The sequence below is a fragment of the Myxococcales bacterium genome (assembly GCA_016699535.1).
GTDB lineage: Bacteria > Myxococcota_A > Polyangia > Polyangiales.
In genome coordinates this window covers 2,180,401-2,203,756 of record CP064980.1, presented here as the reverse complement: position 1 = coordinate 2,203,756, position 23,356 = coordinate 2,180,401, and the positions used below count along the sequence as shown (strand labels likewise).

Here is a 23,356-nt window from a genome sequence, read left to right as displayed (position 1 = left end):
AGCTATTCGCCGGATGATTGCCGATGAAGCTCTATCGCCTCTAAAAACTCTTCAGCAACGTTTTTATCGAATTGGTTGCCAGAACAACGTTTAATTTCACCGAGCGCCACTTTATGTGGCAAAGCCTTACGATAGGCACGATCACTCGTCATCGCATCGTAGGTATCGGCTACAGAAATAATACGCGCATAGAGCGGGATTTCTTGACCCTTTAATCCGAGAGGATAGCCATAGCCATCCCAGCGCTCATGATGCAAATGAACACCTGGAATCAAGGGATGCAGAAACGTTATGGGCTCGAGTATATCTTTTCCGTAAATAGGGTGACGCTGAAAAACGGAGTATTCCTCTTCAGAAAGTTTACCGGGCTTGTTAAGATTCATCACGCAGCCGATTTTCCCAACGTCATGCATCAAAGCCGACTGCTTCACAATCTCCACTTCGGCTTCTCCCAGACCGAGCTTAATCGCTAAGATCTGCGCGTAAGCCGCCACACGTTCAGAGTGTCCAGCCGTATAGCGATCCATTTTATCGATTGCACTGGCTAGCCCTCGAATGGTCTGCTTGAATGTCGATTGAAGATTTTCATAAAGCCTAGCGTTTTCAATGGCGGCAGCCGCTCGACTGGCTACCATTCTTAGAAGCTTTCGCTGCCCTTCGTCGAAACGTTTGCCATGCGTTAAACTCGCCACAACCAAAAAACCAACAGCGTGGTTTCTTACCGTAAGAGCTGTGGCCATCATCGAACTCAGTCCAGCACCCTTCGGGGATCTTTGAAAAACTGCAAGCCTGCTTCATCCTGAGCCAACAAGATTTTTTGCTCCGCAAAGTGGCGGCTCAAAACGGCACTGTCGAGACAACCAGGATCAACATGTTCTGAAAAACCGTCACGTGTCTGCTGCAACCGTTCAAAATAGTTACCTTCGCCATCGCTTAACACGACGAACACCACGTCGGCTTGAACTTCCTCGAGCGCTGCATCTTTTATCGTCTGTAGAACTTGCTCTAAAGACAAACTAGCAGCGATTGCTTCGCTCACTTTGTAAAGCGATAGCGTTTCTTTTAGTCGCAAGTTCTCCGCTTCTAGTTTTTTCTTCTCCAAACCTCGACGAATAGCGTGAACGACCTCTTCAACCTTGAATGGTTTTAGAATGTAGTCGTACGCACCTCGCTTCATCGCATCGATGGCAGTCTCGACCGTTCCAAAACCTGTCATGATGATCGTAACGACGTGGGGCGTGTGCTCTCGAATAGCAGCAAGTAGCTCGATGCCGCCCATGTTTGGCATTTTGAGATCAGTTAGGACCAAATCAAAGGACGAACGCGACAACTCAGTCAGCGCCGCTTGCCCATCATCTGCCGTACTGACGTTAAAGCCTTCGAGCTCCAGAAAATCTGCGAGGATCTCACGAATTACTTTCTCGTCGTCTACAACCAAAATTCGAGCTTGTTCGCTCATTAAAAACTCATTAGCCAAGGAACCTCAAACATCAGTTTAAACTATACCCTGCCATCAAAACAAACACACATTTACCTACCCTCTTTTTTCTTTCTAGCTTGACCTCCCCGCGTAGGGTCCCTACCCTTAAAGCGCAGGAGATAAACTGCGCTTTTTAGATAGGGTCGAGGCAAGGCCATAGTGGTTCAATCAGACATAAAAACACGGATTACCCCTCTAGACGACTTAATGTTGCGAAAGGGAACGGGCGAGGACTGTGTTGTCGTCATCTATTCTCCCAAGCCAGAGAACCTGGGGCGGCGTTGTCTTTTTGTACAAGACACTATTAACATCGGACGTGGAAGCGAAAACGACCTTGTGCTTGAAAGCGACAGCGTGTCACGGCGACACTGCCGTATAAGCAGAAACGGTGTCCAGTGGCGCATTACCGATCTCGATTCAACAAACGGCACTTACGTAAACGATGAGCAAGTGAAAGATTACAATCTTACGCGGGGTGACCAAATCAAAATTGGTGACACAATTTTCAAGTACCTAAGTGGCTCAGATATCGAAAGTCAGTACCACGAAGCCATCTATCGGATGACCATCATCGATGCCCTCACCACGACCTACAACAAGCGCTATATCCTTGAAACATTAGACAAAGAAATATCACGCGCACGACGTCACGCACGCCCCTTATCCCTGCTACTCTGCGATCTTGATCATTTTAAACAAATTAATGATAGTTACGGGCATCTTGCAGGAGATTATGTACTTAAAGAGCTTGTCACCACCGTTCGGGGAATTTTACGCCCCGACGACGTTCTCGGCCGCTATGGCGGTGAGGAATTCATGGTGGTCCTCCCGGAGACTGATATCGAAGGAGCCAAAGAGGTCGGCGAGCGCATGCGCAAAGCGGTAGAAGCTCATGATTTCATTTTTGAAGAAGAACGCATCGAAAACGGTCCACAGTCTGGAGTCGCTATCTCAGTGGGCGCTACCCAACTCAAGAGCGACTGGAGCGCACAGGAAATTATTAAATCTTCCGATGCGAAGCTCTACGAAGCCAAGGCTGCTGGCCGCAACTGCGTCGCGAGCTAATACCCAAGCAAGCAACAGCATGCGATTCTGTATCTACGCTGTAGTTGCGGTCTTGTCTTCCGGACTTGCTCAGCCTTGTTTTGCTCAACGCACCCAAAACATATTCAAACGAGGGCAGTCTCAAAACCAATCGGATCTCTGGTTGGGAAAACTTCAAATGCCTATCCTGCCCATCTACCAAGACGAACGTGTCTTGGAGTGCCTGCATTTTTTTCACGACGATCGGCGTGGCCAGAACCGCATCAAAACGTGGTTTGCACGAGGAGAGATTTTCGAGAACTACATCAGAGAGATCCTTCAACAGTATGGATTTCCAGAAGATCTTTTTTATGTAGCAATGGTCGAAAGTGGTTTTGATTTGGCGGCTAAATCATTTGCAGGCGCAGGAGGGCCCTGGCAATTCGTGCGCGTGACCGCTGAGGAATACGACTTGCAACGCAACCGTTGGATCGATGAGCGATACGATTTAAAGAAAGCAACCATGGCTGCCGGGACCTACCTTGTGGAGCTGAAAGAACGCTTTGGAACCTGGCCTCTGGCTTTTGCGGCTTTCAACATGGGGGCAGGCGCTTTGAGTCGCGCCATCCGCAAGTACAATACCAACGACTACTACCTACTCTCCCATATTGAAGCAGGGCTACCCTTTGAGACCGTCCACTATGTGGCACGGATCATTGCTTGTTGCATTGCGGGCTATAACCGCAAGGTCTTCGGCATCAACAACAACTTGAGTGAAGAGCTGGCTTTGACCTCGATACTCATGCCACCTCGCACCTCACTTGCGTATATCGCAAAGAAAACCGATGTCTCTCTAGAACTGCTTAAACAACTCAATCCTTGCTTACGAAAAAACCGCACGCCACCCGAGAGCGGAGGATACAATGTGCTGCTTCCGAAATCATCCGAGGCAAGTGCCATGGATTTAGCCTACACGCCACCCTCAAGTTCGGAAAAAAACGACGCAGAACACATAAAAACCTCCTTGCGTCTTAACAACGCTGAGCATGAAGGACTTACGGTTTCCTTACCTATTGTAGACCACAAACAGACCCATGTCGTAACCATTCCCGAGTTCCGTGTAGCCGACAAAGAACGTGAAGAATACTATTTCCTCGTACCCGACACACTGCGCCTCAACGCTCTATGCACGCACTTTGGCATCTCCTTGGATGATGTGCAGCGCTGGAATAACATCGACCCGAACGCTCTTGTACTGCAAGGGATGTACCTTAGATTGTACCTCGATAAGCCAGACGCACGGCTAAAACCACATCTACTGCATCGGCAAGATGTCGACGCTCTGATACTCGGTAGCCTTGCGTTTTTTGATCACCACGAGCATCTGCAAGATCGCGTTCGACTCGTTTATTCCGTTAAAGACGGAGACACGCTAAAATCGATCGCGCGGCGCTTTGACCTTTCAGTCGGATCACTCACCCGAATTAATCGCTTTAGTCGTTACCGAGATCTGCACCCAGGCGAGCAAATTGTCGTTTACACGGCAAAAAGAAGAAATAAATCAACACCCAACTAGGGAAAACAAAAGTCCCAAGACTTGACTTCAGGTATCACGCGCCCTATTTTGTCTGGCTCCCTAGGGCAAAAGGCTGCCTTGAAAGGAATCGTGTCAAATGAAAAAAACCGATCTTAAGCGCCTAAAGACTATTTTAGAGGAAAAGCGCACGAACCTTATCACGAACGCACAAAAGACGATTGCAGAGGATATGACACTCGATGCAAATGATCTTCCAGATGAAATGGACCTTGCTTCAAGTGAATACATTCAGTCGTTCACCTTCAGGCTTCGCGGCCGCGAGCGCACTTTTCTCGAAAAAATCGATACTGCGCTTAAGAAAATCGAAGATGAAACGTTTGGCATATGTGAAAACTGTGAAGAGCCCATCTCGATTAAGCGTCTAGAAGCGCGGCCCGAGACAACACTCTGCATTCGTTGCAAAGAAGATCAAGAGCGAATGGAGAAAGATTACGCTTAAGTCATCCTCTGGACAACACCGGTCTATCAGAAGGCCAGGCCGGATGCTCTTTTGAACGACAGCAACGCAAAGAAAAGCGAAACACGCAGCTCGGAGATTTACTACAGTACTCTTCAGATTTGCGGTTTCGCTTTTTTGCTTCTGGCTGGATACGGTCTAATACGCCCAGCTTCAGAATCGATTTTTCTTGAGCGTTTCGGAAGTGACTATCTGCCCTATGCGTGGATAAGCGTTGCCGGTTGTGCTGGGATTGTTGTTTCCATTTACAGTCGTTTTGCAAAGCACTACTCGCTGGCAACGGTATTAGCGACAAATGCGCTCATCAACGCGGCCTTGCTAGTTGTTTTGGCGCTACTGCAAAAACAGGGTTCTGACGCAGCAACCTTTGTGTTGTATGTGTGGAAAGACGTCTATATCGTCGTTCTACTTGAAAACGTATGGAGTTGGGCAAGTGTCATCTTCAAACTATCGGCAGCACGGTGGGCCTACGGAGCTTTTTGTGCCTGTGGCTCGGCTGGCAGTGTCTTTGGAAATCTTTTTGCTGGAACACTTGCTTCGTACATAGGCTCTGAATATGCTTTGCTCGGAGCAGTTCCTTTTTTCTAGCGCTCTCAGCCCTAGCGCTTAGCCGGCTATCCCTTCCAGTCAAAGCTTCCTTTTCGTCGGCACAGAAAAATCCAGAGGAGTACCTGCTTCAAAAAGACTCAATAGTCTACCTTGCTCTTCTGCTTGGGCTAATTTTACCGTTCAAATTAGATTACCTGGATTGATTTTTTCCTTTAATCACGCGCTTGAAACCTCGTTTGTTGATGTCGATCAACGAACAAGAATGTCTGGAAAAATCTACGCGCTCATTGATACCTTGTCCCTATTTCTCCAGCTCGGTACCGGCTTGGTGGTGAAAACCCTCGGACTGGGCTCCCTTCTGATCGCCATACCCCTGCTCATTTCAATCCCAGTAACTGCCTCAACTTTCATCGCCAACTTTCTGACACACGCGACCGCAAAGGTAACGAGCAAGACCCTCGATTATTCTTTGTTTCGTGCCAGCAAAGAACTGCTTTATTTACCCTTAAACTATGCTGCCAAGACTCGAGCAAAAGCCTTTATCGACATGTTTGGCTATCGCTTTGCAAAAGGAGGCGCATCTCTTGTCTTATTGTTTGTGCTTGCCGATGCCAACTCTAAAGAACGCGCTTACGTGATCCTGTCCGGCCTTGCCCTCTGGATCTGGCTCAGCATCCTCCTTAAAAGAGAACACCAAAACGCCCTGAGTTAGCTGGAAACAAGCCGCGTGGAGCCGGCCGCCAAGACGGGTTCTGTTCGGGCCTCTCAAGACCATAAACTGCGGATGCCTTGTAACTTCTTTTCTCCCGATATTTTCTTTCTCACGCCACATGCAGACGCTCCGGATCAGAACCCTTCTTGGCAGCCTATCGCTGCTTGGCATCGTCAATCACGAAAACAGACGCAGGGCCGAGGATATAGTCTTGTAAGCATGGAGCAGAAGAGCTGCAACAGAGCGTCTGCATGTGGCGCATTAAGGCACCGGTCGAATAGACAAGACTTAAGACACCCGCAGTTGGTAGTCTTGAAGGCTCTGTTGCAGCTCTTCTGCTCCATGCACCCGGTAGTCAGTATAGTGCTCGCGCCGCGCCAGCGTGCACTCGATATAACTCAGTAGCCGCGGGGCATTTCTACGGTATCGCCGATAGCTACAGGACGCCGTGATGAAGTGATCATGCAAGCGGCCGTATTTTTTTGCACATCAACGACTCGCATCTCAGCTATCGTCTCTTTCGGATAATGCTCCGGCTGCTCCGGAAGTGGCGTTGAAGCACCCAGCTCTACAGGTTTACCATAAAGCTCCTTTTGCCAGGTATCACCTTCACGAATTACTAAAAAGCGATTGCCCAGCACAACGCCATCCTTCTTACCGACGTTAATAAACACAACCCGACCATCTCCAAGCAACTCACGCGGTCTCAGAGTCGCAACGACTTTGGCGCTAAGGGATTGTTGATTCGTAACGGGATCAATTTCGACAAAACTACGTGTCATCGGAGCAACCAGGAAACCACGCTCAATGGATCAAGCGCCTCAGTAATGCTTCCAGTAGCGACCTTGCTTCTTGCGTCGTAGTCCTCAAGCTTCACGATGCCATATATCCTTACAAGAACCCCTTCTTCGCCAGAGACCCTATCCCGCTTGTTCATGGTATGAAAAATTACATATTCTGCACCAGGCTTGATGTATTTCGGTTCCTTAAAAGTCACGTAAACTCGATCGTAAGCGCTTAGCAGCATCTGCTCTTCATCCGCTCCAACGAGAGTCCCAGCTTGTTTGAGCACGTCTTTCTCTATGAATCCTTCGTTTCTAAGATAGACCACACCTGCTTTTCGAGTAGGTTTGATGCTAACTTTCTGTCCTGTCGATAGCGTCAACACCTGCGGTGACGCGCCGTCACCTTTAAGATGCAAGACATAGTCTGGATATATCCAATGTGGATTTGTAATGTCGGGATTGTACGACCAGATTTTTGGCCATTCCCAAGGATTCCCAAGATAGTGACCAGTCACGTCCCAAAGAGTATCACCCGTTTTTACAACATGGGTATCCGGAAGCTCTCGAGGTGTTGCTCTTAGCTTTGAAGCATTCCCCTCTTCATCATAGCCTTGATTGTCTTCAAGGTAGCCAAATGGATCGGCAACCGTGATTTCCTCCGAGTCCGATTGAGCCAGCGCGGCGTCTGCAAAGAAAAAAGATAGCAGCACCGCGCAAGTAGCAACGAGCTCCGTTCTAGTGTGTCGTATCACGACGCCTCCTGCCCTGCTGCTATCATCGCAGCGCGGCTATCGGGGTATTCTTCAGTCAACTTTCGAAAATAATAACCCGCCTTTTTCGCATTGCCAATACGCGAATAAGAATAGGCCATTTTCAAGATAACGTCTGAGATTTTATTACCCTTTGGAAAATAGCGAAGTGCAAGTTCAAACTCTTTAATCGCCAATTCGTATTGTCCCATGGCATAGCGCACTTCACCCATCCAATAGAGGGCGTTGTCTGCATAAGGATGCTTCGGGTATTTTTTCAAAAAGGAAGCAAAGCCCTCATAAGCTTGTGCATAGTGACGTTTGCTAACAAGCGTCAGTGCAGCAAGGTAGTGCTCAATACTAGGGTGCTTTGCCGAGTTGGCCTGGGGAGCAGCAGTGCCTTCCTCGTAGCTGCCGAGTGATGGAGCTCCATAAAGACGCAGCATCGGTCGAGGCCCGTCCGCTTGCGCATCAAGACTGTCGTCCTCTTCTGAACTGTTCCACTCCTCAGCGGCAACATCGGAGTCCGTCTCATGGGGGTCCTGTCGTGAAATGACCACGGTTTGCCCCTTAGCAGGCGTATCAGAAGCCATGACAGTGCGAAGTTCCCGAGCTTCGGATTCAATCAATGCAATACGACTCTCGAGCTCGCGAATGCGCTCCTGCTGTTCTTGGTTGTCCAGACGTAGTTCACTGACTTCGCTCCCCTGAGTCGTTTCTGCAGAGGAATTGGCTGTATCCGAGGCATCTTCATGACCTCCACTACAAGCCGTCAACATACTGATCATTAGTAGACTATGCTTCGTACCCATCGCTTCCGGGACATGGTATGAAGCTAAGCCAATCGACGTCAAAAAAGGCGCCCAAAGGCTTTCGCTGCCCCATGTCCCAGATGAAATCCCAATACATTCGACTGGAAAAAAGCCAAATCGCCTATTTTCGGTTTATTTTGGAAGGTTACGAAGGGCTAAGCACCTGGCACAGCCATGACGATGGCTTGATTTCCCTATCCTTCCCAGAGGGCCGCGGTGGGGAAATCGACGACTTTCTCGAAGCCCTGGCCATGGATATCCCCATTACCCTGATGGACCGCGACTAAGAACCAACTTTAGTTTGTATCTTTTAACAATACCGCAAAGAAGCTCCGGTCTTTACGAAGCACTCGCAACAACGCTTTTCCATCACTAAGCGCCTGATTCAGATGAGCAAGCGTTGAGGTTAACTTGTGGTCAGCTTCACTAATCACATCACCTTTACGCAACCCTGCGCGTTCGGCAGGCGACCCACTCTCTACCTCAGTAACAACCAAGCCATTCTTTACCGCTACCCCCAACTGTTCGGCAAGACGTGGCGAAAGAGGCTGAACCTGCAGACCAAATCCTGGCGCAGCAGCACCTGAAGGAGAAGCTTTCACACCCACAGCAGCGCCTTGCTCGTTCGGTCGCTCTCCAGTCACGAGATAGAGCTTAAGTGTTTTTTTGTTTCGCACGACTCCTAAAGCAATCTTACTACCTACTTTTTTGCGAAGCACATTGCGAAGCAAATCACGTCCTTCTGTAACCGGAGCCCCGTCAACCGAAACGATAATATCGCCAGTTTTGACGCCTGATTTAGAAGCAGGACCACCCGGCTCGACATTACTTACTAAAGCCCCATCGGCTTTGCTCACACCAAACTGACTTGCAAGCTCCGGCGTTAGTTCCTGAAAACCCACGCCGATCCATGCACGTTTTACTGTTCCGTGCGAGATGATTTGATCGCTTACGTTGCGCGCAAGACTCGCCGGAACTGCAAAGCCGATACCCGTACCTCGTCCTACAATCATCGTGTTGATTCCCAACACCTCACCTTTAAGATTCACAAGAGGACCACCGGAGTTGCCAGGATTAATACTTGCGTCCGTTTGCAGATAATCTTCTATCTCATTGGCGCCGATGCCGCCGCGTCCAACAGCGCTCAGCACGCCTGCGGTTACGGTATAGTCCAAACCAAAAGGTGATCCTATTGCAACGACCCACTGACCAACACGTGCTTTATTGGTATCCGCAAAGGATGCATAAGGCAGCCCCTTCGCATCGATTTTGACGACAGCAAGGTCTGTTGCCGGATCGGTCCCCACAACTTTGCCCACAAAGCTCCGCTTGTCATGAAACATAACTTCAATACGCGTAGCGTTATCGACCACGTGATTGTTGGTTAGGATATAGCCATCCGGGCGTATAACGACGCCTGATCCACTACCGCGAACGACTCGCTCATCCGGTTGCTGACCCTGTTGTCCAAAAGGCCCAAAGAAAAACTGAAATGGATTATCAGGGGTTTTTTGCTTTGTCTCAACTCGCATGCTGACAACCGCCGGAGAGACTTGCTCTGCAACAACAGAAACAGCGTCACCTAAACGTTGGGCATCGGCCACCGGGCCTCGGCTCGCTTGCAACGAAATCGTATCGCTCACCGATTGTGCTTTTGGTCCTTTATCTTTTGCACCAGGATCCACCGCCTGAGCTTCAGAGCCATGCAAACATGCAAAACTACTGAAAACCAAGCTCGCAACCCACACAGCTACCAAACTTCGGCTCTGCCACGATCGACCTTTACCAAGCGAAAAACGCATACTGCCCCCATTGGATTTAAGTATTTTTGAACCATAACCAACGATCCGAAGAAAGTATTCCCTTTTAATGTTTTTTTTCACTGCTATGGCGGTAAAATCGTTGTAAATTATAGCGCCAAGCATTCAGGAATCGTATCGCCTGGCGTCAGGTTTATGTTAATCGTATACTAGTGCAACCTGGCTGCATTGTAGGACTTGGTGCACCAAAGTAAGGAAAATCATGATTCGAAGTAGTATTCTACTGCCCCCGCGCAACTATCGTTTTGCATGGCTATTTAGTTTTGTTTTATTACTCAACTGTGGCGGAAAAGACCGCAGCCCGAAGGGCACAGGCAATCCCGATGCTTCGGTCGTGTGCGACGAGAGCAACGCAAACAACGACACCCCCGAATACTGTGATGGCCAAGACAATGACTGCGACGGACAAATCGATGAAAACGCCGATATGCTGTGCAGCGATAATTGTTCAACCAATCCTGCTCCGAGCTGCAGCGCACAAACCTACCCGCCGCAAAGCGATGCAAACGGCACTCGAAGCTGGGGAGAGCCCAATTCGGATAACTCGGGCGGAGGAATTATCCTTGATGAAGACGGCGCCCTAACGCTGAGCCAAAGCAGTCAAAAATACATGCACGTTTGGGTAGCCAACACCGGCGAAGGCACCGTTTCCAAACTCGATGCTGAAACCGGCAAGGAAGTCGCGCGCTATCCGAGCGTGATTGCTAACGGCATCACCACGAAGGTGGGCACCATGAACCATGGGGCTTTGGCATGGAACGTTGCTTGCGGCAGCTATAGCCAAGTAACCGGCAATTGCCCCTCACGAACGTCTCTTGACCAAGACGGCAACGCCTACGTCGCCAATCGCGCTTTTTTCGCGCAAGGTACTATCACAAAATACGCCGACTACCTAAACGACGCCGAAAAACTACAGAACTGCGATGACCGCAACGGAACCGATGGCATTCAAACCAGCCACGACAAAAACGGCGACGGTCGAATTGACGTCAACGATCCGGAAGAATTCATTGGACCCGCAGACGAATGCATTTTGTGGACCCGAAACGTAGGGGGAACCGGCGCTACCCCGCGAGCGCTTGCTGTAGGTAAAAACCGCGACGGGGCGGCAGGTTTCGTTTGGGTCGGCATGTTTGGAGCAGACCATCCTGACGCTCGGGCCATTTGGGCACTCGATCCGTACACCGGGCTGCCCGCTAAGCGCTCAGATGATAGTGAAATCAAATTTGGGCATGCGGCCATCAATGAAATTTCAACCTATGGCGCGGTAACCGACGTGCAAGGCCGAATCTGGTTTATGTCTCGTGGCGGAAACCTAGGACTTGCCTACATCGATACTGATACCAAAGCCTTTCATTACGTCGGAAATCTACCAAACAAGGACCTTGGCTATGGCATCACCGCTGATCGAGACGGCAACATTTATGTCGCGGTGACGGGCGGTGAGGACATTTTCTTGCGATACAACCCGAACACCCAAGAGTACACTGGTGTGAGCGCCAAGATCGGATCGGATCCAGACCTGTACTACGGATACGGGCGCGGTAGTACGGTGAACCGCGAACATATTTGGGTTGGCGTAAGCCACAACGGCCGCACCCCGGATAACGAAGGGCAAAATGCTGTAGCCGCTTCGCTGGCGCAACGCGTACTTCAATTCAAGCTAAGCGACTTGAGCCTGGTGGAACAACACAATAGCATCCAGTGCGAAGCACCCGTGGGCGTGGGTATTACCGCCAACAATCTAATTTGGGCGATTTGCCAAAAAGATGTTGTGCATCCAGACTATGGTAATATTTCAGTCGGCGATGCCGCATTTTTCGACGGAGTCAACTGGAAAACCCATCCTGTTGGACCAACACCCTACACTTACAGCGACTTTACCGGTTACAATCTTAACTTCATTGCAGAAGATGGTAGTTATCGTTTTATTGCCGAAGGTTGCGCTGGATCCGGACAAACTACGCGCTGGGAAGGCTTTGTGATTTCCGAGGGTTCCATTCCCGCCGCTACAACGGTCAAGCTCAAAGTGCGCAGTGCAAACACCGAAAATGCACTTTCCGATGCCACTTGGTCGGACTATTATGATGCCGAAGAAATCGGACAAGTTGTTAGCTTTGCCGAGCCCAAGCCCGAAGGCGCTTATCTTCAACTCGAACTCAGCATGAGCACCTCAGAACCCGATGTTCTTCCCAAAGTAAAAAATGTACAGTTGATTAAGACCTGTACCGAACAAGTTTTCTGATTTTATTTTCGCTGGAGTTTTCTATGTCAATTCGCTTTCGTTTCTATTCAATCCTGTTTTTGTGCTCGTTATGGATGACCGTGAGCTGCAGTGGAAGTAAAAACGGAGCAGACCAGGGCGACGCTGGCGCAGATGGATCCATGGACGGCATTACGCCTGTCGTGTGTGACGATACCAACGCCAACAATGGTAGCCCCGAACTTTGTGACGGCCAGGACAACGACTGCGATGGCGACATCGACGAAAACGCCGACATGCTTTGTGGCGGCGACTGCGCAAGTGCTCCAAAACTCAATTGCAGCTCGGACAGCTACCCTCCGTCCGATGGCAGTGGCGGAGCAGGCAGCTGGGATACGCCCGATGACAACAACTCCGGCGGAGGAATCGTTATTGATGAGGACGGAGCCCTCACCATTAGCCAAACCAACAAGCAATATTTTCATGTCTGGGTTGCCAATTCGAGCGAAGGAACTGTTTCCAAACTCGACGCCGAAACCGGAAAAGAATTGGCTCGCTACCCGTCTGTGATTGCCAAAGGCATTACAACCAAAGTAACCGGCAGTGGCGTGACCACCCACAGTGCCTCTACCTGGAACCTGGCTGTTGATTGCAACGGTTTCCACGGAACGACTGGCAACTGTCCGTCACGTACGGCAATTGATCAAGAAGGCAATGCGTACGTTTCGAATCGAGGGTTTAATACTGGCGCTACCGTAACGAAACTCGCAGATTGGAGTACCGAAGAAGAGAAAACGAATCACTGTGACGAACGCAATGGGCAAGCCGGTATTCAAACCAGTCATGACGCGAACGATGACGGCACCATTGATATCAATGACCCAAATGAGTTTGTTGGCCCAGAGGATGAATGTATTCTATGGACCTCCGATGCAGCGGCGAATGACTCGATTCCGCGTGCACTCGCGGTCGGAAAAAACCGCGACGGTGCTGCGGGCTGGGTATGGGTGGGTCTCAACTCCCAATGGGACGCTAATAAACGAGGTATCGTGGCCCTTGACCCCTACACGGGCGAGAAGGCCAAACGTGCTAACAATTCAGAAATTGTCTTTACGAACACAGACTTGGCTGGGTTTTCCCCTTACGGCGGCGTTACAGACGTGCAAGGGCGTATCTGGTGGATCAGTCGTGTTGGTAAGCGCGGCATCGGTTACGTTGAAGCCGATGGTTCAGCGTTTGTTTTTGCGACAGACCTTCCCAATGGCGACGTCGGCTATGGAATAACAGCTGATCGTGATGGCAATATCTACGTCGCATCCTCAGAGAGCGGGAGTGATATCCTTGTTCGATACAATCCAGAAACACAAGAGTTTGCAACGGTCGCAAGCGGCAGCTATGGAACCGGTCGAGGTATCGCTGTTAGCCGTGATTACATTTGGATCGGAGTGAGTCACGCAAATTACGGTTTTGGGGGGGGGAGCGCACAGCGCGTTCTGAAGTTCAACTACGATTTGACCCTCGCCGACCAATTCAACGCAGTTGGTTGTAATCAACCCGTTGGTGTGGGCGTGACCGCGAACGATAAAATTTGGACCGTTTGTTATGAAAACAATGGCCGGGCTGCTTTTGCAGACTTTGACGGCATCACTTGGAACACCCAACCGGTGGGAACCCTCCCCTACACCTACAGCGACTTTACCGGCTTCAACCTCAACTTCATCGCTGAGGGTGGCACGTACCGCTTCAACGCGATGGGCTGCACCGGTGGTAGTGAAACCACCCAGTGGGAAGGTTTCGTGGTATCCGAAGGAACGATCACCGCAGAGACTCCGGTAACCCTTCGCTATCGCACGGCTTCGACCGAGGCTGCGCTTTTGGACGCCGAATGGAGCGATGAAATTGACGTACCCCAGGTTGGCCAGGCGATCGCTTTTGCCGATCCCCAACCGACTGGCAAATACATGCAAATTGAGCTCTCCCTGCGCAGCAATAACCCCGATGTGCTGCCAAAAATCAAAAATCTCGAGCTGATTAAAACGTGTATCGATTTTGTGCCCTAAGAAAGTTATACCTCTTCGGCCATGAAAGACACATCGAAGAACGACATCGAAGCCGTTGCGCGCTTCATAGATCAACACTACCGACACTTCAATGCAGCTTCGCTCAAAGATGCTGCACAAGGCTGGATTGAGCACCTGAATCAGGGTGGCAAGATGATGCTAACTTTAGCGGGGGCCATGAGCACGGCTGAGCTTGGCATCAGCTTGGCGGAAATGATTCGGACCGGCAAAGTTGGCGCCATCACCTGTACAGGAGCCAACCTTGAAGAAGATGTCTTCAATCTCGTAGCTCACGAGCACTACAAGCGTTTGCCGAACTGGCGCACCCTCTCGGATCAAGACGAAGCAGACCTCGCTGCCAAGGGCCTGAATCGCGTTACCGATACCTGTATCCCCGAAGAAGAAGCCTTCAGACACATCGAAAAACCCATATTAAAGCTCTGGCAGAAAGCCGATCAGGAGGAAAAGCCGCGCTTCCCTCATGAGTTTTTCTACGAACTGCTGCTTAGTAAGGTTCTAGAAAAAGACTACCAAATCGATCCTAAACATTCATGGCTGCTTGCTGCCGCCGAAAAGAATCTCCCGATCTTTGTTCCGGGCTGGGAAGACTCAACCTTAGGCAACATTTTTGTAGCACGTCACATTGAAGGCAAAGTTAAAACCTCAACACCGTAAAAACCGGTTTGCACGCCATGAAAGCTTTGCTTGAGTGGTACAAAGAAACAGCACCCAAATCGTCGATTGGTTTTTTCCAAATCGGTGGTGGCATCGCTGGAGACTTTCCCATCTGCGCAGTCCCTTTAATGCGACAAGACCTGCTCTGGGAAGTGCCTTTATGGGGCTATTTCTGTCAGATCAGCGATAGTACGACTTCCTACGGCTCCTACAGCGGCGCTGTACCCAATGAAAAAATCACTTGGGGCAAACTTGCAGCCGATACGCCCAAGTACATGATCGAGTCCGACGCAACCATCGTAGCGCCGCTGATTTTCGCTTACGTGCTAGCCGCAAAAAGTTAATACTGCCAAGGGTGTCGCGCTAGAGGAGGTCTTGGGTTCCGGGGCTTTCAAGACTATCTGGACAGCATGCACCCTCACACCCTACATCAAGCTATGCTCTTCCGGCGCTCTGGGCAGATGCCCCTACACCCAAGACCTCCTCTAGCGCAGCCCATTGCTTAGCTTTCCGTGCCTCCATCAAAAATAGCTTGCTTGGGACAAAACAAAATTGACTACGTGAGTTACTCCATATGGCGTTGACCTTAGGGGCAAGAGGGTCCCACGGATGGGCATCTGCCCAGAGCGCTCGAAGTTAGAATCGGAAAGATAGAGCCCCGCTGAATACGCCAACCGAGTGATCTTGAAAGCCCAGGAGTGGGACCCTCTTGCCCCTAAGGTCCCGAGATGTCTTGTCATAACTAAGCTGCGGGAGTGAGGTCTTGAACTAGAGATTTGTAGCAGTTTCGGATGGTTTTTGCGTAGTGGTTGAATTGCGCGAGTTGCTCTAGGTCCAGGGCCTGGGGACCGTCGCAAAGGGCGACTTCTTTACGTGGATGAAAATCAACCAAGACCATCGTTGCGCCAGCGATGATGCCCTGCCCTGTGACGTGAAAGATATCCATAATGCCATCGGGCGCAACGGAAGCTTTGCCCACGCTGTGTGAGGGATCGACACACACGGGCAAACGCGTTTGCCTGCGGACAACTGGAACATGACCAAAATCAACTAGGTTACGATGTGGAGCGGCCATCAAGCTCTTTACGCCTCGCAAACAAAACACAATGTTGGGATTGCCTTCACTCGCAATGTACTCGCAGGCATTAAGTGATTCTTCGAGCGTGATCCCCATGCCACGTTTGAAAAGCACAGGAAATTCTTTTTGCTCACCCACCGTACGCAAGAGCTCAAAGTTTTGTGCATTACGTGTTCCGATTTGCAGCATGACTCCAGTTGCCTTGCCGCTTTGCTCAAGCGCCTCGCGAATCTCATCGATGTGGCGAGCATCGGTAACTTCCATGCTCACAACGCGAACGCCGTATTTGCCAGCGAGCTCAAAAACATAAGGCAAACAAGCCTTGCCCAGGCCTTGGAAATCATAAGGACTGGTTCGCGGTTTGTAAGCGCCCATGCGCGTAGTGACAATGCCCTGTTCTTTGAGCGCAGCCATCGTCATCTCAACGTGCTCTTTGGTATCCACCGCACATAATCCGGCGAAGATATTCAAATGATCATCCCCGAACCTAACCCCGTTGTATTCGAAGCCAACGTTTTGCAATTCGTCCGCATCGTGACGTCCAATAAGTCGATACTTGGTAGAAACGCGAACGACCCGCAACACTCCTGGCAGGGACTCAAAAGGGGATGTAGGCACAGCCGCTGTCGAGCCAATCAAGTGAATCTCAGTAAAGGTATGACCTGTACCAGAAAACTCGTAGGGCTTTGCGCTAACACCTTCATAGTGAGAAGCCAAATTGAGGACCTCATCTACAATACGCTGCCGATTTTTAACTTTTGCTTCAAGGACAATGATCATCTACCGTCTCTTTTCCTGCCAATTAACCACGGACAAAATTGTCTACCAGCGCTCCTTATCACATCCAGCTCGAAGCGAGCTACCTACTTGCTTTTCGCCTTTTGCAAAAGCATTTTCTCGAAAACACGTATTGCAACTGTGTTGCAAATAGAATAGCGTTCGAGAATCTAAGGAGTACCATGCATAAAATAGCCGGAATCATTTTATTTATTTCCTTTGTGAGCCACTGCAGCAACAGCAGCAGCGGAGGGACCCTCGACATTAGCCTTGAAGCGGAAACCACTATTACTAGCGGTCTGCAAGCAGGGACCAATCTCGAAGACATCCAAGATGGCTGGCAGGTTCAATTCGACAATTACCTTACCCTGATCGGAGATATCACCGTCAAGCTATCCACCGATCAAAGCAAACAGGAAAGCGACCCACACCTGCACCTCGTTGATCTTAAAAGTATCCCAAGCACAGGCTTAGCACTCTGGCAAATCAATGACCTTGATCCCGGAAGATGGGAATTTCACTACCGAATCGCGACCGGAAACGAAGCGTTCGGAAACGCACTCAAGCGTTCAAGCAGCCGATGCAGAGCGTTTTAACCAAGAGGCACTGACCTATCTCATTCGAGGCGAGCTAAATTCGGAAAGTGGAGTCTCCTGTCCACCACCCGCATTGGCTGAAGTCGCTGACGCTGCTGAACAAGGCAGCAACGCCAAAGGTGTTCCTTGTTTTAGCAACGCTCGTATTCATTTTGAATTTGCGGTGGCTGCCGCAACGCTTTTTGGACCGTGCGAAATTGATGGCATCCCTGGAATCAACTTACCACCTGGCAGCAACCAGACCGTCGCGATAACCATTCACGGAGATCATCTTTTCTTTAACGGCTTTCCAGAGGGCAGCGAAGGCGGCATTGTACGTTTAGCGCAGTGGCTTGCTGATTGTGATCTCAACGTGGACGGTAGGGTGAGCCAAGCCGAGCTCCAGAGCATCGCGCCTTCGGACTTGAGCGAGATCGACGAGCGCTTCCAGCTGGGAGGTTCACCAATATCGCCTCTAGGTAACATGTGGGACTATCTAACATCACAACTCAAAACCCAAGGGCACTATCAAGGCGAAGGCGAGTGTCCATACAACTAGGGACACCTCCTGCTGCTCTGATCGAGGATTTCAACCTAGCTGATCTTCAGAATGCGCTTTCGCTCGGGGGGATTGCGAAAGAACTCGCGGAATACCAGCAAGGACCGTTTTGCGAAGTACGTGCACAAGATCGAGCTTCCAGGATCGCTTAGGATAAACAAGACTTACTTCACGCGTTGGTACCGGATCTCTAAAAGCCCGAATTTGTTCACGCTGCACGGTGCGTGGCAAAGTCTGCGCATAGGACTCCGGGAAAAGCGTGTAGCCCCCCGCAGCATCAATGAGATTACGAAGCGTCTCAAAACTTCCTGCTGAGAAGTTAACGTTTGCAAACTGCGCACAACCTTCTTTAATATGACAATAGTTTAAGAGTTGGTTGCGAAAACAATGACCGTCTTCAAGTAACCAAATTTTATTGTTTCTAAGATCTTTGACGCTAACTTCACGCTTTTTTAGCAAAGGATCCGCTTTGTGCGCATATAAATAGAAAGGATCATAAAAAAGCGCATCCTCAACGAGAACGCTCTCGCCCAAGGGAGTCGCCAAAATCGCTGCATCAAGCAGACCTTTTTGAAGCGCCGAGACAATTTGTTCCGTTGTTTTCTCCGACAGATGCAACAAAACTTCGGGGTAATGCTGAGCAAAGTTTTTCAAAAACCACGGCAGTACATACGGCGCCAAGGTTGGAATAAGTGCTAGAGAAAAATCACCGGAAAATTTCTCTGCATGATGCCGCGCCTGACTCATCAATCGCTCGTGTGCACCAACCACCACCTGAGCCTGTTCTAAAATAGCATAGCCCCTCGTCGTGGGCGTGACCGGCTTGCGACTCCGATCAAATACCGCAAAACCAAGCTCTTCCTCAGCTCGTTGAATCTGCGCGCTCAAGGTCGGCTGGGCCACACGACAAAGCTCGGCAGCATTACCAAAATGCCCCGTCCGATACACGGCCACCATATACTCAAGCTGACTGATACTCGGCATGCTCAAACACTAGCATGTACACGAAAAGCTATCACAACACATCATAGTTGCATCCGGAAATTCTAGTCTTCCCACTCGTCCATACCCGCAATAATTTCCTCACTGACCTCGGCCAGCGCGGCAAGCATGTCCTGAAGCACTTCGGAACTCACGTCTACTCCGCCCTCAATAGCTTTTCGATGAATGGCATCAATCGTCTCCAGTGCATCAGCTCCAGATAGGCCGTCGGTAAGCTTCCGAAAAATCTCACGATAGTATCGCTGAGCAGTTCCTGGTTCAACTTGACCATTGTGCTCTGCATTTTGGAGTTCTAATCCAATCCGAACCCAATCGTAAGACTCCTTCACACGCTCCAACAGCTCACGGAGCAATTCGGACTGAACGAGGTCCTGCTCATAAGCGGTCTTATCTTCTTGCAAAGAGGGATCGTCAATGAAACTTTGATCCAACTCTGCTCGTTCCTTCAGCGTTTTGATAAGACGATCAAGTTCAGGAAGATCCGGCCGCGCTCGTCCATCGTTTAACCGCTCAAGAAGACGAGCAGTTAGATCTTGCCTAATATATCCTGCAAGGTCTTCCAAACCACCGGTATCACTCGGACCGTTTACCGTCGGGGCGCCGGGAAACAACGGCCAAGTATCCTCCCAGCTTCCTGGATCGTAAAACGGCTGAACGCTTGCAAAGGTGTTCCGCGCAGAGGCGGTCAACACGAGCGAAATCCAAGTAAAAAACGTTTTCTCTGTAACACTCATCTCACCCATGCCGGCGTAGATAGTAGCCAATGACTCGGATTGCTCCTGCCACCCCATAGCGTTTAGGGTCACGGGCATTGGCGTCAGGATGTCCGCTAGCGCACCAGCGGCCTGTTCCTGCGCATCGACGCTACCGTGAGCTATCTGAGCGATTAGTTTTTGAATCGAATCGACAACAAAAGCCGAAAGCGTTTGCTCGGGATACTCACCATTAATCCGTCGATAGGTTGGACGATAAATCACATAGTAGTAAGCAGCTACACCAACGGCGAGAACCCCCGCGATAATCCACTCGATGGGCTCCACCATCGCGCCGCGATCAGTCTCCAATGACGGCTCACCGGTATTGCTGGGTGCCGCACATCCAGAAGCACTAGAGAACACAAGCGTGATGATCAAAGTCACCACGGTTAGTCGTTTTGCGCAACGATGAATTTTGGGCATGATGTACTCCATTAAACGACTCGTACCTTCTTTCATTTACGTCGCCCCGATAGCCAAGCAAATTTCGTTCCAATCTGCGAGCTCAGCATTCTCCTAAAATTCCAAAGAAAAACATGCGCGACTTGACTCAAGCCACCACGCACTCAGGGTCACCAAACCCCATAGACGGGATGCCTTCTGCTTTTTTAAGGTCTTTTAACACCTTGTTTTTTCCAAATATTTTTTGAACGGCACGCTCTAGCATCGAGAATTCTATCGTCAATCTATTTGAGACAGGCGGGGTCCTGATGATAGAAGTTCTTAAGCTCTTCGTAGAGCTTCGGGTGATGCTCCTTTAATTGACGGCCTTGCTCGAAGAAATGCTCTGTTGCGACCGCAAAAAACTCCGCAGGATTTTTGGCGCCATAGGTATCAAGCAGGGTTTCACCACCCGCATCCCGCGCTTTTTGCAAACGCTCAAACTCTTCCGAAAGCACACGTGCCCAAGAGATGTAGCGAGAACGTTGTTCCAAAATCGGCGCACCGTTCGCATCACCGCTTTGTTGATCCAGTTGATGTGCAAATTCGTGAAACACCACATTGTGCCCATCGTGTATATCCGCAGCACCTCGCTTTACGGCATCCCAAACTAAAACCACTGCCCCTCGGCTTGAACTCTCCCCCAAGCGCGCATCCATCTGCTCGGTATACACGCGCGAGCCTGCCGATTGAATTGTCTTTGCTATATAGGTGCGTGGATAGACAACAATGCTTTGTAAGCCTGGGAAATAATCCGCCTTGCGTCCCAACAACAGAATACAAGCTTGCGCTGCAATGGTTACCCGGATCTCATCCGTCATCTGCAAATCAGCCGCTCCTTCAAAGTTCTTCTCGTCAACAAACACAAGAATGTGCTTCCTAAGTTCAGTCAGCGACTCCTCCGACAACTGATTCACATAGGGCACGCGCTCTCGCATCCATTTTTCCCATTCGTTTGGAAAAGCCTGCGCCCGAACCTTCCTACGCCGCCACTCTCGAAAAAAAGCAAATACCATCCATAACAATTACGCCTAGCCTACATAGAACGCAAAGGGAGCGCTAAAGGCCTTTGTATTCTGGGGCCTTCAAGACTACTAGGACGGCACCTATGCAAACGTATGGTTTCCGACCATGTTCTTAGGGCTCTGTGGGAACATGCCCCTGCCACACAAAGCCCTTTAGCGCTCCCTCTTGCAACACTCAGCTATATTTTGTTTTTCAATCTGAGCGCGATAAACTTCACTTCTTGGGAGTGAACACCGATGAACTGGTCAGTGGCGGAACAAATACGAGAGGCTAAACAGTGTAAACCACACGTGGTTATCCTCGGCGCTGGAGCAAGCGCAGCTGCATTTCCAAATGGAGATAAGAATGGCCGCAAACTCCCTGTCATGTCCAATCTTGTAGAGACGGTTGGACTAGGGCCCGTGCTTAAGAAGCATGAAATTCCGTTCAGAAAAAACCAGAATTTTGAACGCCTATACGCGACGCTTCTGGAACAACAACATGAGGCCACTAGCGAAATTGAAGACCTCATTCGCTGTTACTTTTCAAAACTCCAATTACCCGAACAACCCACGCTCTATGATCACCTCGTCATATCACTACGAGAAAAAGATCTTATTGCTACTTTCAATTGGGATCCTTTTCTTTTTCAAGCGACAGAACGCAACTGTGCTTTCACAAAACCACCTCAGACTGCTTTTCTGCATGGTTGTGTAGCACTAGGTGTCGACCACAAAAACAAGATCTTCGGCCACGTTGGACGCATATCGTCGAAAGGACAACCTTTTGCCCCCTCACGACTCTTGTATCCAATTAATAAAAAGGACTACAGCTCTGACCCTTTCATCAAGGATCAATGGAATCAATTGAAACACAGTTTAGAACATGCGTTTGTACTATCCATATTCGGATACAGCGCCCCCAGCTCGGACGTTGAAGCCAAAAAGCTCATGCAATCGGCATGGGGAAATCCAGAGACTCGTCAATTCGAAGAAATTGAAATCATCGATATCAAGGGAAAAGCCGAGTTACGCAAAACCTGGGATTCTCTAATTTGTTCTCATCACTACGAAACCTCGACAGACTTCTACAATTCAATCCTGGCGCATTTCCCGCGAAGAAGCGTCGAGTCAATCTGGAATACCGTGGCCATGGCGCGTGTTGTGCAGAAAAATCCCATCCCTCGCCATCTCAATTTTGACGACCTCTATCAGTGGTTTAAACCACTCCTGAACGCAGAAACTACGCCGAGTGATTGCTAAACATATGGGCGCGGTGGAGTTTTGTGTGTAGGGGCATGTTCCCACAGAGCTTGAAGGGTATGACGGGAAAATATAAGTTTGCACACGTGCTGTCCCAGTGGTCTTGAAAGCCCCGGAACATAAAGCTCCACCGCGCCCCATACCTTGCTTGATCACACTGTCATTCAACGATGCGCATCAGAAAGTCCATCAAGAAACAAACCAAGTCGTTGGTTCATGGTCTCAAAATCTGCGTTCAAGATGCTTTCTCTTGACTGGGTGTAGCGGCTTGGCTCTAAGTCTTCTTTGGCATGGTCAAGCAGCGGAAGAATAGATTCATGCGTAAATTCCATATGAAACTGAAAACCATACACTTTACTTCCAAAACGAAAAGCTTGCCTGTCGCAGCCATTGCTCTGCGCCAAGAGCACAGCGTCTTTCGGAAGGCCGGGCATATCATAGTGCCAGTGCAGCACATCAAAGCGATCAGGAAAAGACTTAAGCAAAGGATCCATCCGCCCTTCTTTTGTAAAATCCACCGGAAATACACCAACTTCTTTTTCCCGGCTCCGCTCCGTCTTAGCCCCGAGAGCTTCCGCGATGAGCTGCGCGCCTAAACAAAAGCCTACGACAGGCTTGTTCTGAGCGATGATCGTTTCAATCCAGCGAATCTCATCTGACAAATAGGGAAACACATCCAAGCGTAGTGGACTTTGCGGCCCTCCAAGCACAACGAGCAAATCAACCCCCGAAGTATCCGGCAAAACCCCACCACTCGAAGGCTGCACACGCACGAGCTCATGCCCATGCGCATCAGCCCAACTCGCCAAACAGCCCGGACCTTCAAAATCCACATGCGTCACACAACAAAGCTTCACAGCCACCTCCGAGATCACTACAGGTACTCTGGAATAAAGCAGAGACTTAGTCTGAAGTCACGATGATAAAAGCAAGACGAGGCGTACCGACGACTTAGCAACGAAGCGCCTCTTTTTGCAGCA

At 49.9% G+C, this 23,356-nt stretch carries 20 protein-coding genes and 2 pseudogenes; 12 read left to right on the top strand and 10 right to left on the bottom strand.

Annotation, left to right across the window (positions count from 1 at the left end; all coding sequences use genetic code 11):
- Positions 1-2: 2 nt before the first annotated feature.
- Positions 3-1,459 (bottom strand): annotated as a pseudogene (locus IPJ88_10480) (response regulator).
- Positions 1,460-1,687: 228 nt separating this feature from the next.
- Between IPJ88_10480 and IPJ88_10475 the strand changes: the two are divergent.
- The 5 genes from IPJ88_10475 (at position 1,688) to IPJ88_10455 (ending at position 5,818) form a co-directional block, all read left to right on the top strand.
- Complete coding sequence (locus tag IPJ88_10475; protein ID QQR88666.1) at positions 1,688-2,545, top strand: GGDEF domain-containing protein; 858 nt, start codon at positions 1,688-1,690, stop codon at positions 2,543-2,545.
- 19 nt (positions 2,546-2,564) lie between these two features.
- Positions 2,565-4,079: a transglycosylase SLT domain-containing protein gene (locus IPJ88_10470; GenBank protein QQR88665.1), complete on the top strand. Its 1,515-nt coding sequence runs from the start codon at positions 2,565-2,567 to the stop codon at positions 4,077-4,079.
- 97 nt (positions 4,080-4,176) lie between these two features.
- Complete coding sequence (locus IPJ88_10465) at positions 4,177-4,539, top strand: TraR/DksA C4-type zinc finger protein (protein QQR88664.1); 363 nt, start codon at positions 4,177-4,179, stop codon at positions 4,537-4,539.
- 51 nt (positions 4,540-4,590) lie between these two features.
- Positions 4,591-5,145 (top strand): hypothetical protein, encoded by a 555-nt coding sequence (locus tag IPJ88_10460; GenBank protein ID QQR88663.1) that lies wholly within the window; start codon positions 4,591-4,593, stop codon positions 5,143-5,145.
- 160 nt (positions 5,146-5,305) lie between these two features.
- On the top strand, positions 5,306-5,818 hold the full coding sequence (locus IPJ88_10455) for a hypothetical protein (GenBank protein ID QQR88662.1): 513 nt from the start codon (positions 5,306-5,308) through the stop codon (positions 5,816-5,818).
- Positions 5,819-6,216: 398 nt separating this feature from the next.
- Here IPJ88_10455 and IPJ88_10450 read toward each other — a convergent pair whose 3' ends face one another.
- Genes IPJ88_10450 through ybgF form a run of 3 tightly spaced genes read right to left on the bottom strand, consistent with a single transcriptional unit; the run spans position 6,217 to position 8,131 of the window.
- Positions 6,217-6,600, bottom strand: a complete 384-nt coding sequence (locus IPJ88_10450) for a hypothetical protein (protein QQR88661.1) — start codon at positions 6,598-6,600, stop codon at positions 6,217-6,219.
- On the bottom strand, positions 6,597-7,352 hold the full coding sequence (locus IPJ88_10445; GenBank protein QQR92019.1) for a LysM peptidoglycan-binding domain-containing protein: 756 nt from the start codon (positions 7,350-7,352) through the stop codon (positions 6,597-6,599). Before IPJ88_10445 ends, IPJ88_10450 begins: the two co-directional genes overlap by 4 nt.
- A complete protein-coding gene (gene ybgF, locus IPJ88_10440) occupies positions 7,352-8,131 on the bottom strand; it encodes a tol-pal system protein YbgF (GenBank protein ID QQR88660.1) in 780 nt (259 codons plus the stop codon). Before ybgF ends, IPJ88_10445 begins: the two co-directional genes overlap by 1 nt.
- 104 nt (positions 8,132-8,235) lie before the next feature.
- Between ybgF and IPJ88_10435 the strand changes: the two genes are divergently transcribed.
- Complete coding sequence (locus IPJ88_10435) at positions 8,236-8,451, top strand: DUF4911 domain-containing protein (GenBank protein ID QQR88659.1); 216 nt, start codon at positions 8,236-8,238, stop codon at positions 8,449-8,451.
- 9 nt (positions 8,452-8,460) lie between these two features.
- On the opposite strand, the gene IPJ88_10430 is transcribed toward IPJ88_10435, so the two are convergent.
- Positions 8,461-9,966 (bottom strand): Do family serine endopeptidase, encoded by a 1,506-nt coding sequence (locus tag IPJ88_10430; GenBank protein ID QQR88658.1) that lies wholly within the window; start codon positions 9,964-9,966, stop codon positions 8,461-8,463.
- A 220-nt stretch (positions 9,967-10,186) separates the two neighbouring features.
- Between IPJ88_10430 and IPJ88_10425 the strand changes: the two genes are divergently transcribed.
- The 3 genes and pseudogenes from IPJ88_10425 (at position 10,187) to IPJ88_10415 (ending at position 15,266) form a co-directional block, all read left to right on the top strand.
- The gene (locus IPJ88_10425; protein QQR88657.1) at positions 10,187-12,229 is read left to right on the top strand and encodes an SBBP repeat-containing protein; all 2,043 of its coding nucleotides are present in this window, start codon (positions 10,187-10,189) and stop codon (positions 12,227-12,229) included.
- 23 nt (positions 12,230-12,252) lie between these two features.
- A complete protein-coding gene (locus IPJ88_10420; GenBank protein QQR88656.1) occupies positions 12,253-14,247 on the top strand; it encodes a hypothetical protein in 1,995 nt (664 codons plus the stop codon).
- A 21-nt stretch (positions 14,248-14,268) separates the two neighbouring features.
- Positions 14,269-15,266: pseudogene (locus IPJ88_10415) on the top strand (deoxyhypusine synthase family protein).
- Between the two features lie 398 nt (positions 15,267-15,664).
- Here IPJ88_10415 and IPJ88_10410 read toward each other — a convergent pair.
- Positions 15,665-16,780, bottom strand: a complete 1,116-nt coding sequence (locus IPJ88_10410) for a 3-deoxy-7-phosphoheptulonate synthase (protein ID QQR88655.1) — start codon at positions 16,778-16,780, stop codon at positions 15,665-15,667.
- Between the two features lie 179 nt (positions 16,781-16,959).
- Here IPJ88_10410 and IPJ88_10405 point away from each other — a divergent pair, with 179 nt between their 5' ends.
- Complete coding sequence (locus tag IPJ88_10405) at positions 16,960-17,373, top strand: hypothetical protein (protein ID QQR88654.1); 414 nt, start codon at positions 16,960-16,962, stop codon at positions 17,371-17,373.
- A complete protein-coding gene (locus tag IPJ88_10400) occupies positions 17,267-17,911 on the top strand; it encodes a hypothetical protein (protein ID QQR88653.1) in 645 nt (214 codons plus the stop codon). The genes IPJ88_10405 and IPJ88_10400 overlap by 107 nt, the downstream gene beginning before the upstream one ends.
- A gap of 30 nt (positions 17,912-17,941) precedes the next feature.
- On the opposite strand, the gene IPJ88_10395 is transcribed toward IPJ88_10400, so the two are convergent.
- The 3 genes from IPJ88_10395 to IPJ88_10385 all read right to left on the bottom strand — a co-directional run bounded on the left by IPJ88_10395 (position 17,942) and on the right by IPJ88_10385 (position 21,125).
- A complete protein-coding gene (locus IPJ88_10395) occupies positions 17,942-18,895 on the bottom strand; it encodes a hydrogen peroxide-inducible genes activator (GenBank protein ID QQR88652.1) in 954 nt (317 codons plus the stop codon).
- Between the two features lie 62 nt (positions 18,896-18,957).
- On the bottom strand, positions 18,958-20,091 hold the full coding sequence (locus IPJ88_10390; protein QQR88651.1) for a hypothetical protein: 1,134 nt from the start codon (positions 20,089-20,091) through the stop codon (positions 18,958-18,960).
- A gap of 263 nt (positions 20,092-20,354) precedes the next feature.
- The gene (locus IPJ88_10385; protein ID QQR88650.1) at positions 20,355-21,125 is read right to left on the bottom strand and encodes a zinc-dependent peptidase; all 771 of its coding nucleotides are present in this window, start codon (positions 21,123-21,125) and stop codon (positions 20,355-20,357) included.
- Between the two features lie 246 nt (positions 21,126-21,371).
- Here IPJ88_10385 and IPJ88_10380 point away from each other — a divergent pair, with 246 nt between their 5' ends.
- Positions 21,372-22,376, top strand: a complete 1,005-nt coding sequence (locus tag IPJ88_10380) for a hypothetical protein (GenBank protein QQR88649.1) — start codon at positions 21,372-21,374, stop codon at positions 22,374-22,376.
- 164 nt (positions 22,377-22,540) lie between these two features.
- On the opposite strand, the gene IPJ88_10375 is transcribed toward IPJ88_10380, so the two are convergent.
- Positions 22,541-23,233, bottom strand: coding sequence for a GMP synthase (locus IPJ88_10375; protein ID QQR88648.1), 693 nt, complete (start codon positions 23,231-23,233; stop codon positions 22,541-22,543).
- Between the last annotated feature and the right edge of the window lie 123 nt (positions 23,234-23,356).

Coding starts and splice junctions, on each gene's coding strand:
- IPJ88_10400 (QQR88653.1), top strand. CDS start 17,267: ATGACCTTGATCCCGGAAGATGGGAATTTCACTACCGAATCGCGACCG.
- IPJ88_10475 (QQR88666.1), top strand. CDS start 1,688: ATGTTGCGAAAGGGAACGGGCGAGGACTGTGTTGTCGTCATCTATTCT.
- IPJ88_10395 (QQR88652.1), bottom strand. CDS start 18,895: ATGCCGAGTATCAGTCAGCTTGAGTATATGGTGGCCGTGTATCGGACG.
- IPJ88_10385 (QQR88650.1), bottom strand. CDS start 21,125: ATGGTATTTGCTTTTTTTCGAGAGTGGCGGCGTAGGAAGGTTCGGGCG.
- IPJ88_10390 (QQR88651.1), bottom strand. CDS start 20,091: ATGCCCAAAATTCATCGTTGCGCAAAACGACTAACCGTGGTGACTTTG.
- IPJ88_10420 (QQR88656.1), top strand. CDS start 12,253: ATGTCAATTCGCTTTCGTTTCTATTCAATCCTGTTTTTGTGCTCGTTA.
- IPJ88_10450 (QQR88661.1), bottom strand. CDS start 6,600: ATGACACGTAGTTTTGTCGAAATTGATCCCGTTACGAATCAACAATCC.
- IPJ88_10430 (QQR88658.1), bottom strand. CDS start 9,966: ATGCGTTTTTCGCTTGGTAAAGGTCGATCGTGGCAGAGCCGAAGTTTG.
- IPJ88_10425 (QQR88657.1), top strand. CDS start 10,187: ATGATTCGAAGTAGTATTCTACTGCCCCCGCGCAACTATCGTTTTGCA.
- IPJ88_10465 (QQR88664.1), top strand. CDS start 4,177: ATGAAAAAAACCGATCTTAAGCGCCTAAAGACTATTTTAGAGGAAAAG.
- IPJ88_10470 (QQR88665.1), top strand. CDS start 2,565: ATGCGATTCTGTATCTACGCTGTAGTTGCGGTCTTGTCTTCCGGACTT.
- ybgF (QQR88660.1), bottom strand. CDS start 8,131: ATGTTGACGGCTTGTAGTGGAGGTCATGAAGATGCCTCGGATACAGCC.
- IPJ88_10380 (QQR88649.1), top strand. CDS start 21,372: ATGAACTGGTCAGTGGCGGAACAAATACGAGAGGCTAAACAGTGTAAA.
- IPJ88_10405 (QQR88654.1), top strand. CDS start 16,960: ATGCATAAAATAGCCGGAATCATTTTATTTATTTCCTTTGTGAGCCAC.
- IPJ88_10410 (QQR88655.1), bottom strand. CDS start 16,780: ATGATCATTGTCCTTGAAGCAAAAGTTAAAAATCGGCAGCGTATTGTA.
- IPJ88_10435 (QQR88659.1), top strand. CDS start 8,236: ATGTCCCAGATGAAATCCCAATACATTCGACTGGAAAAAAGCCAAATC.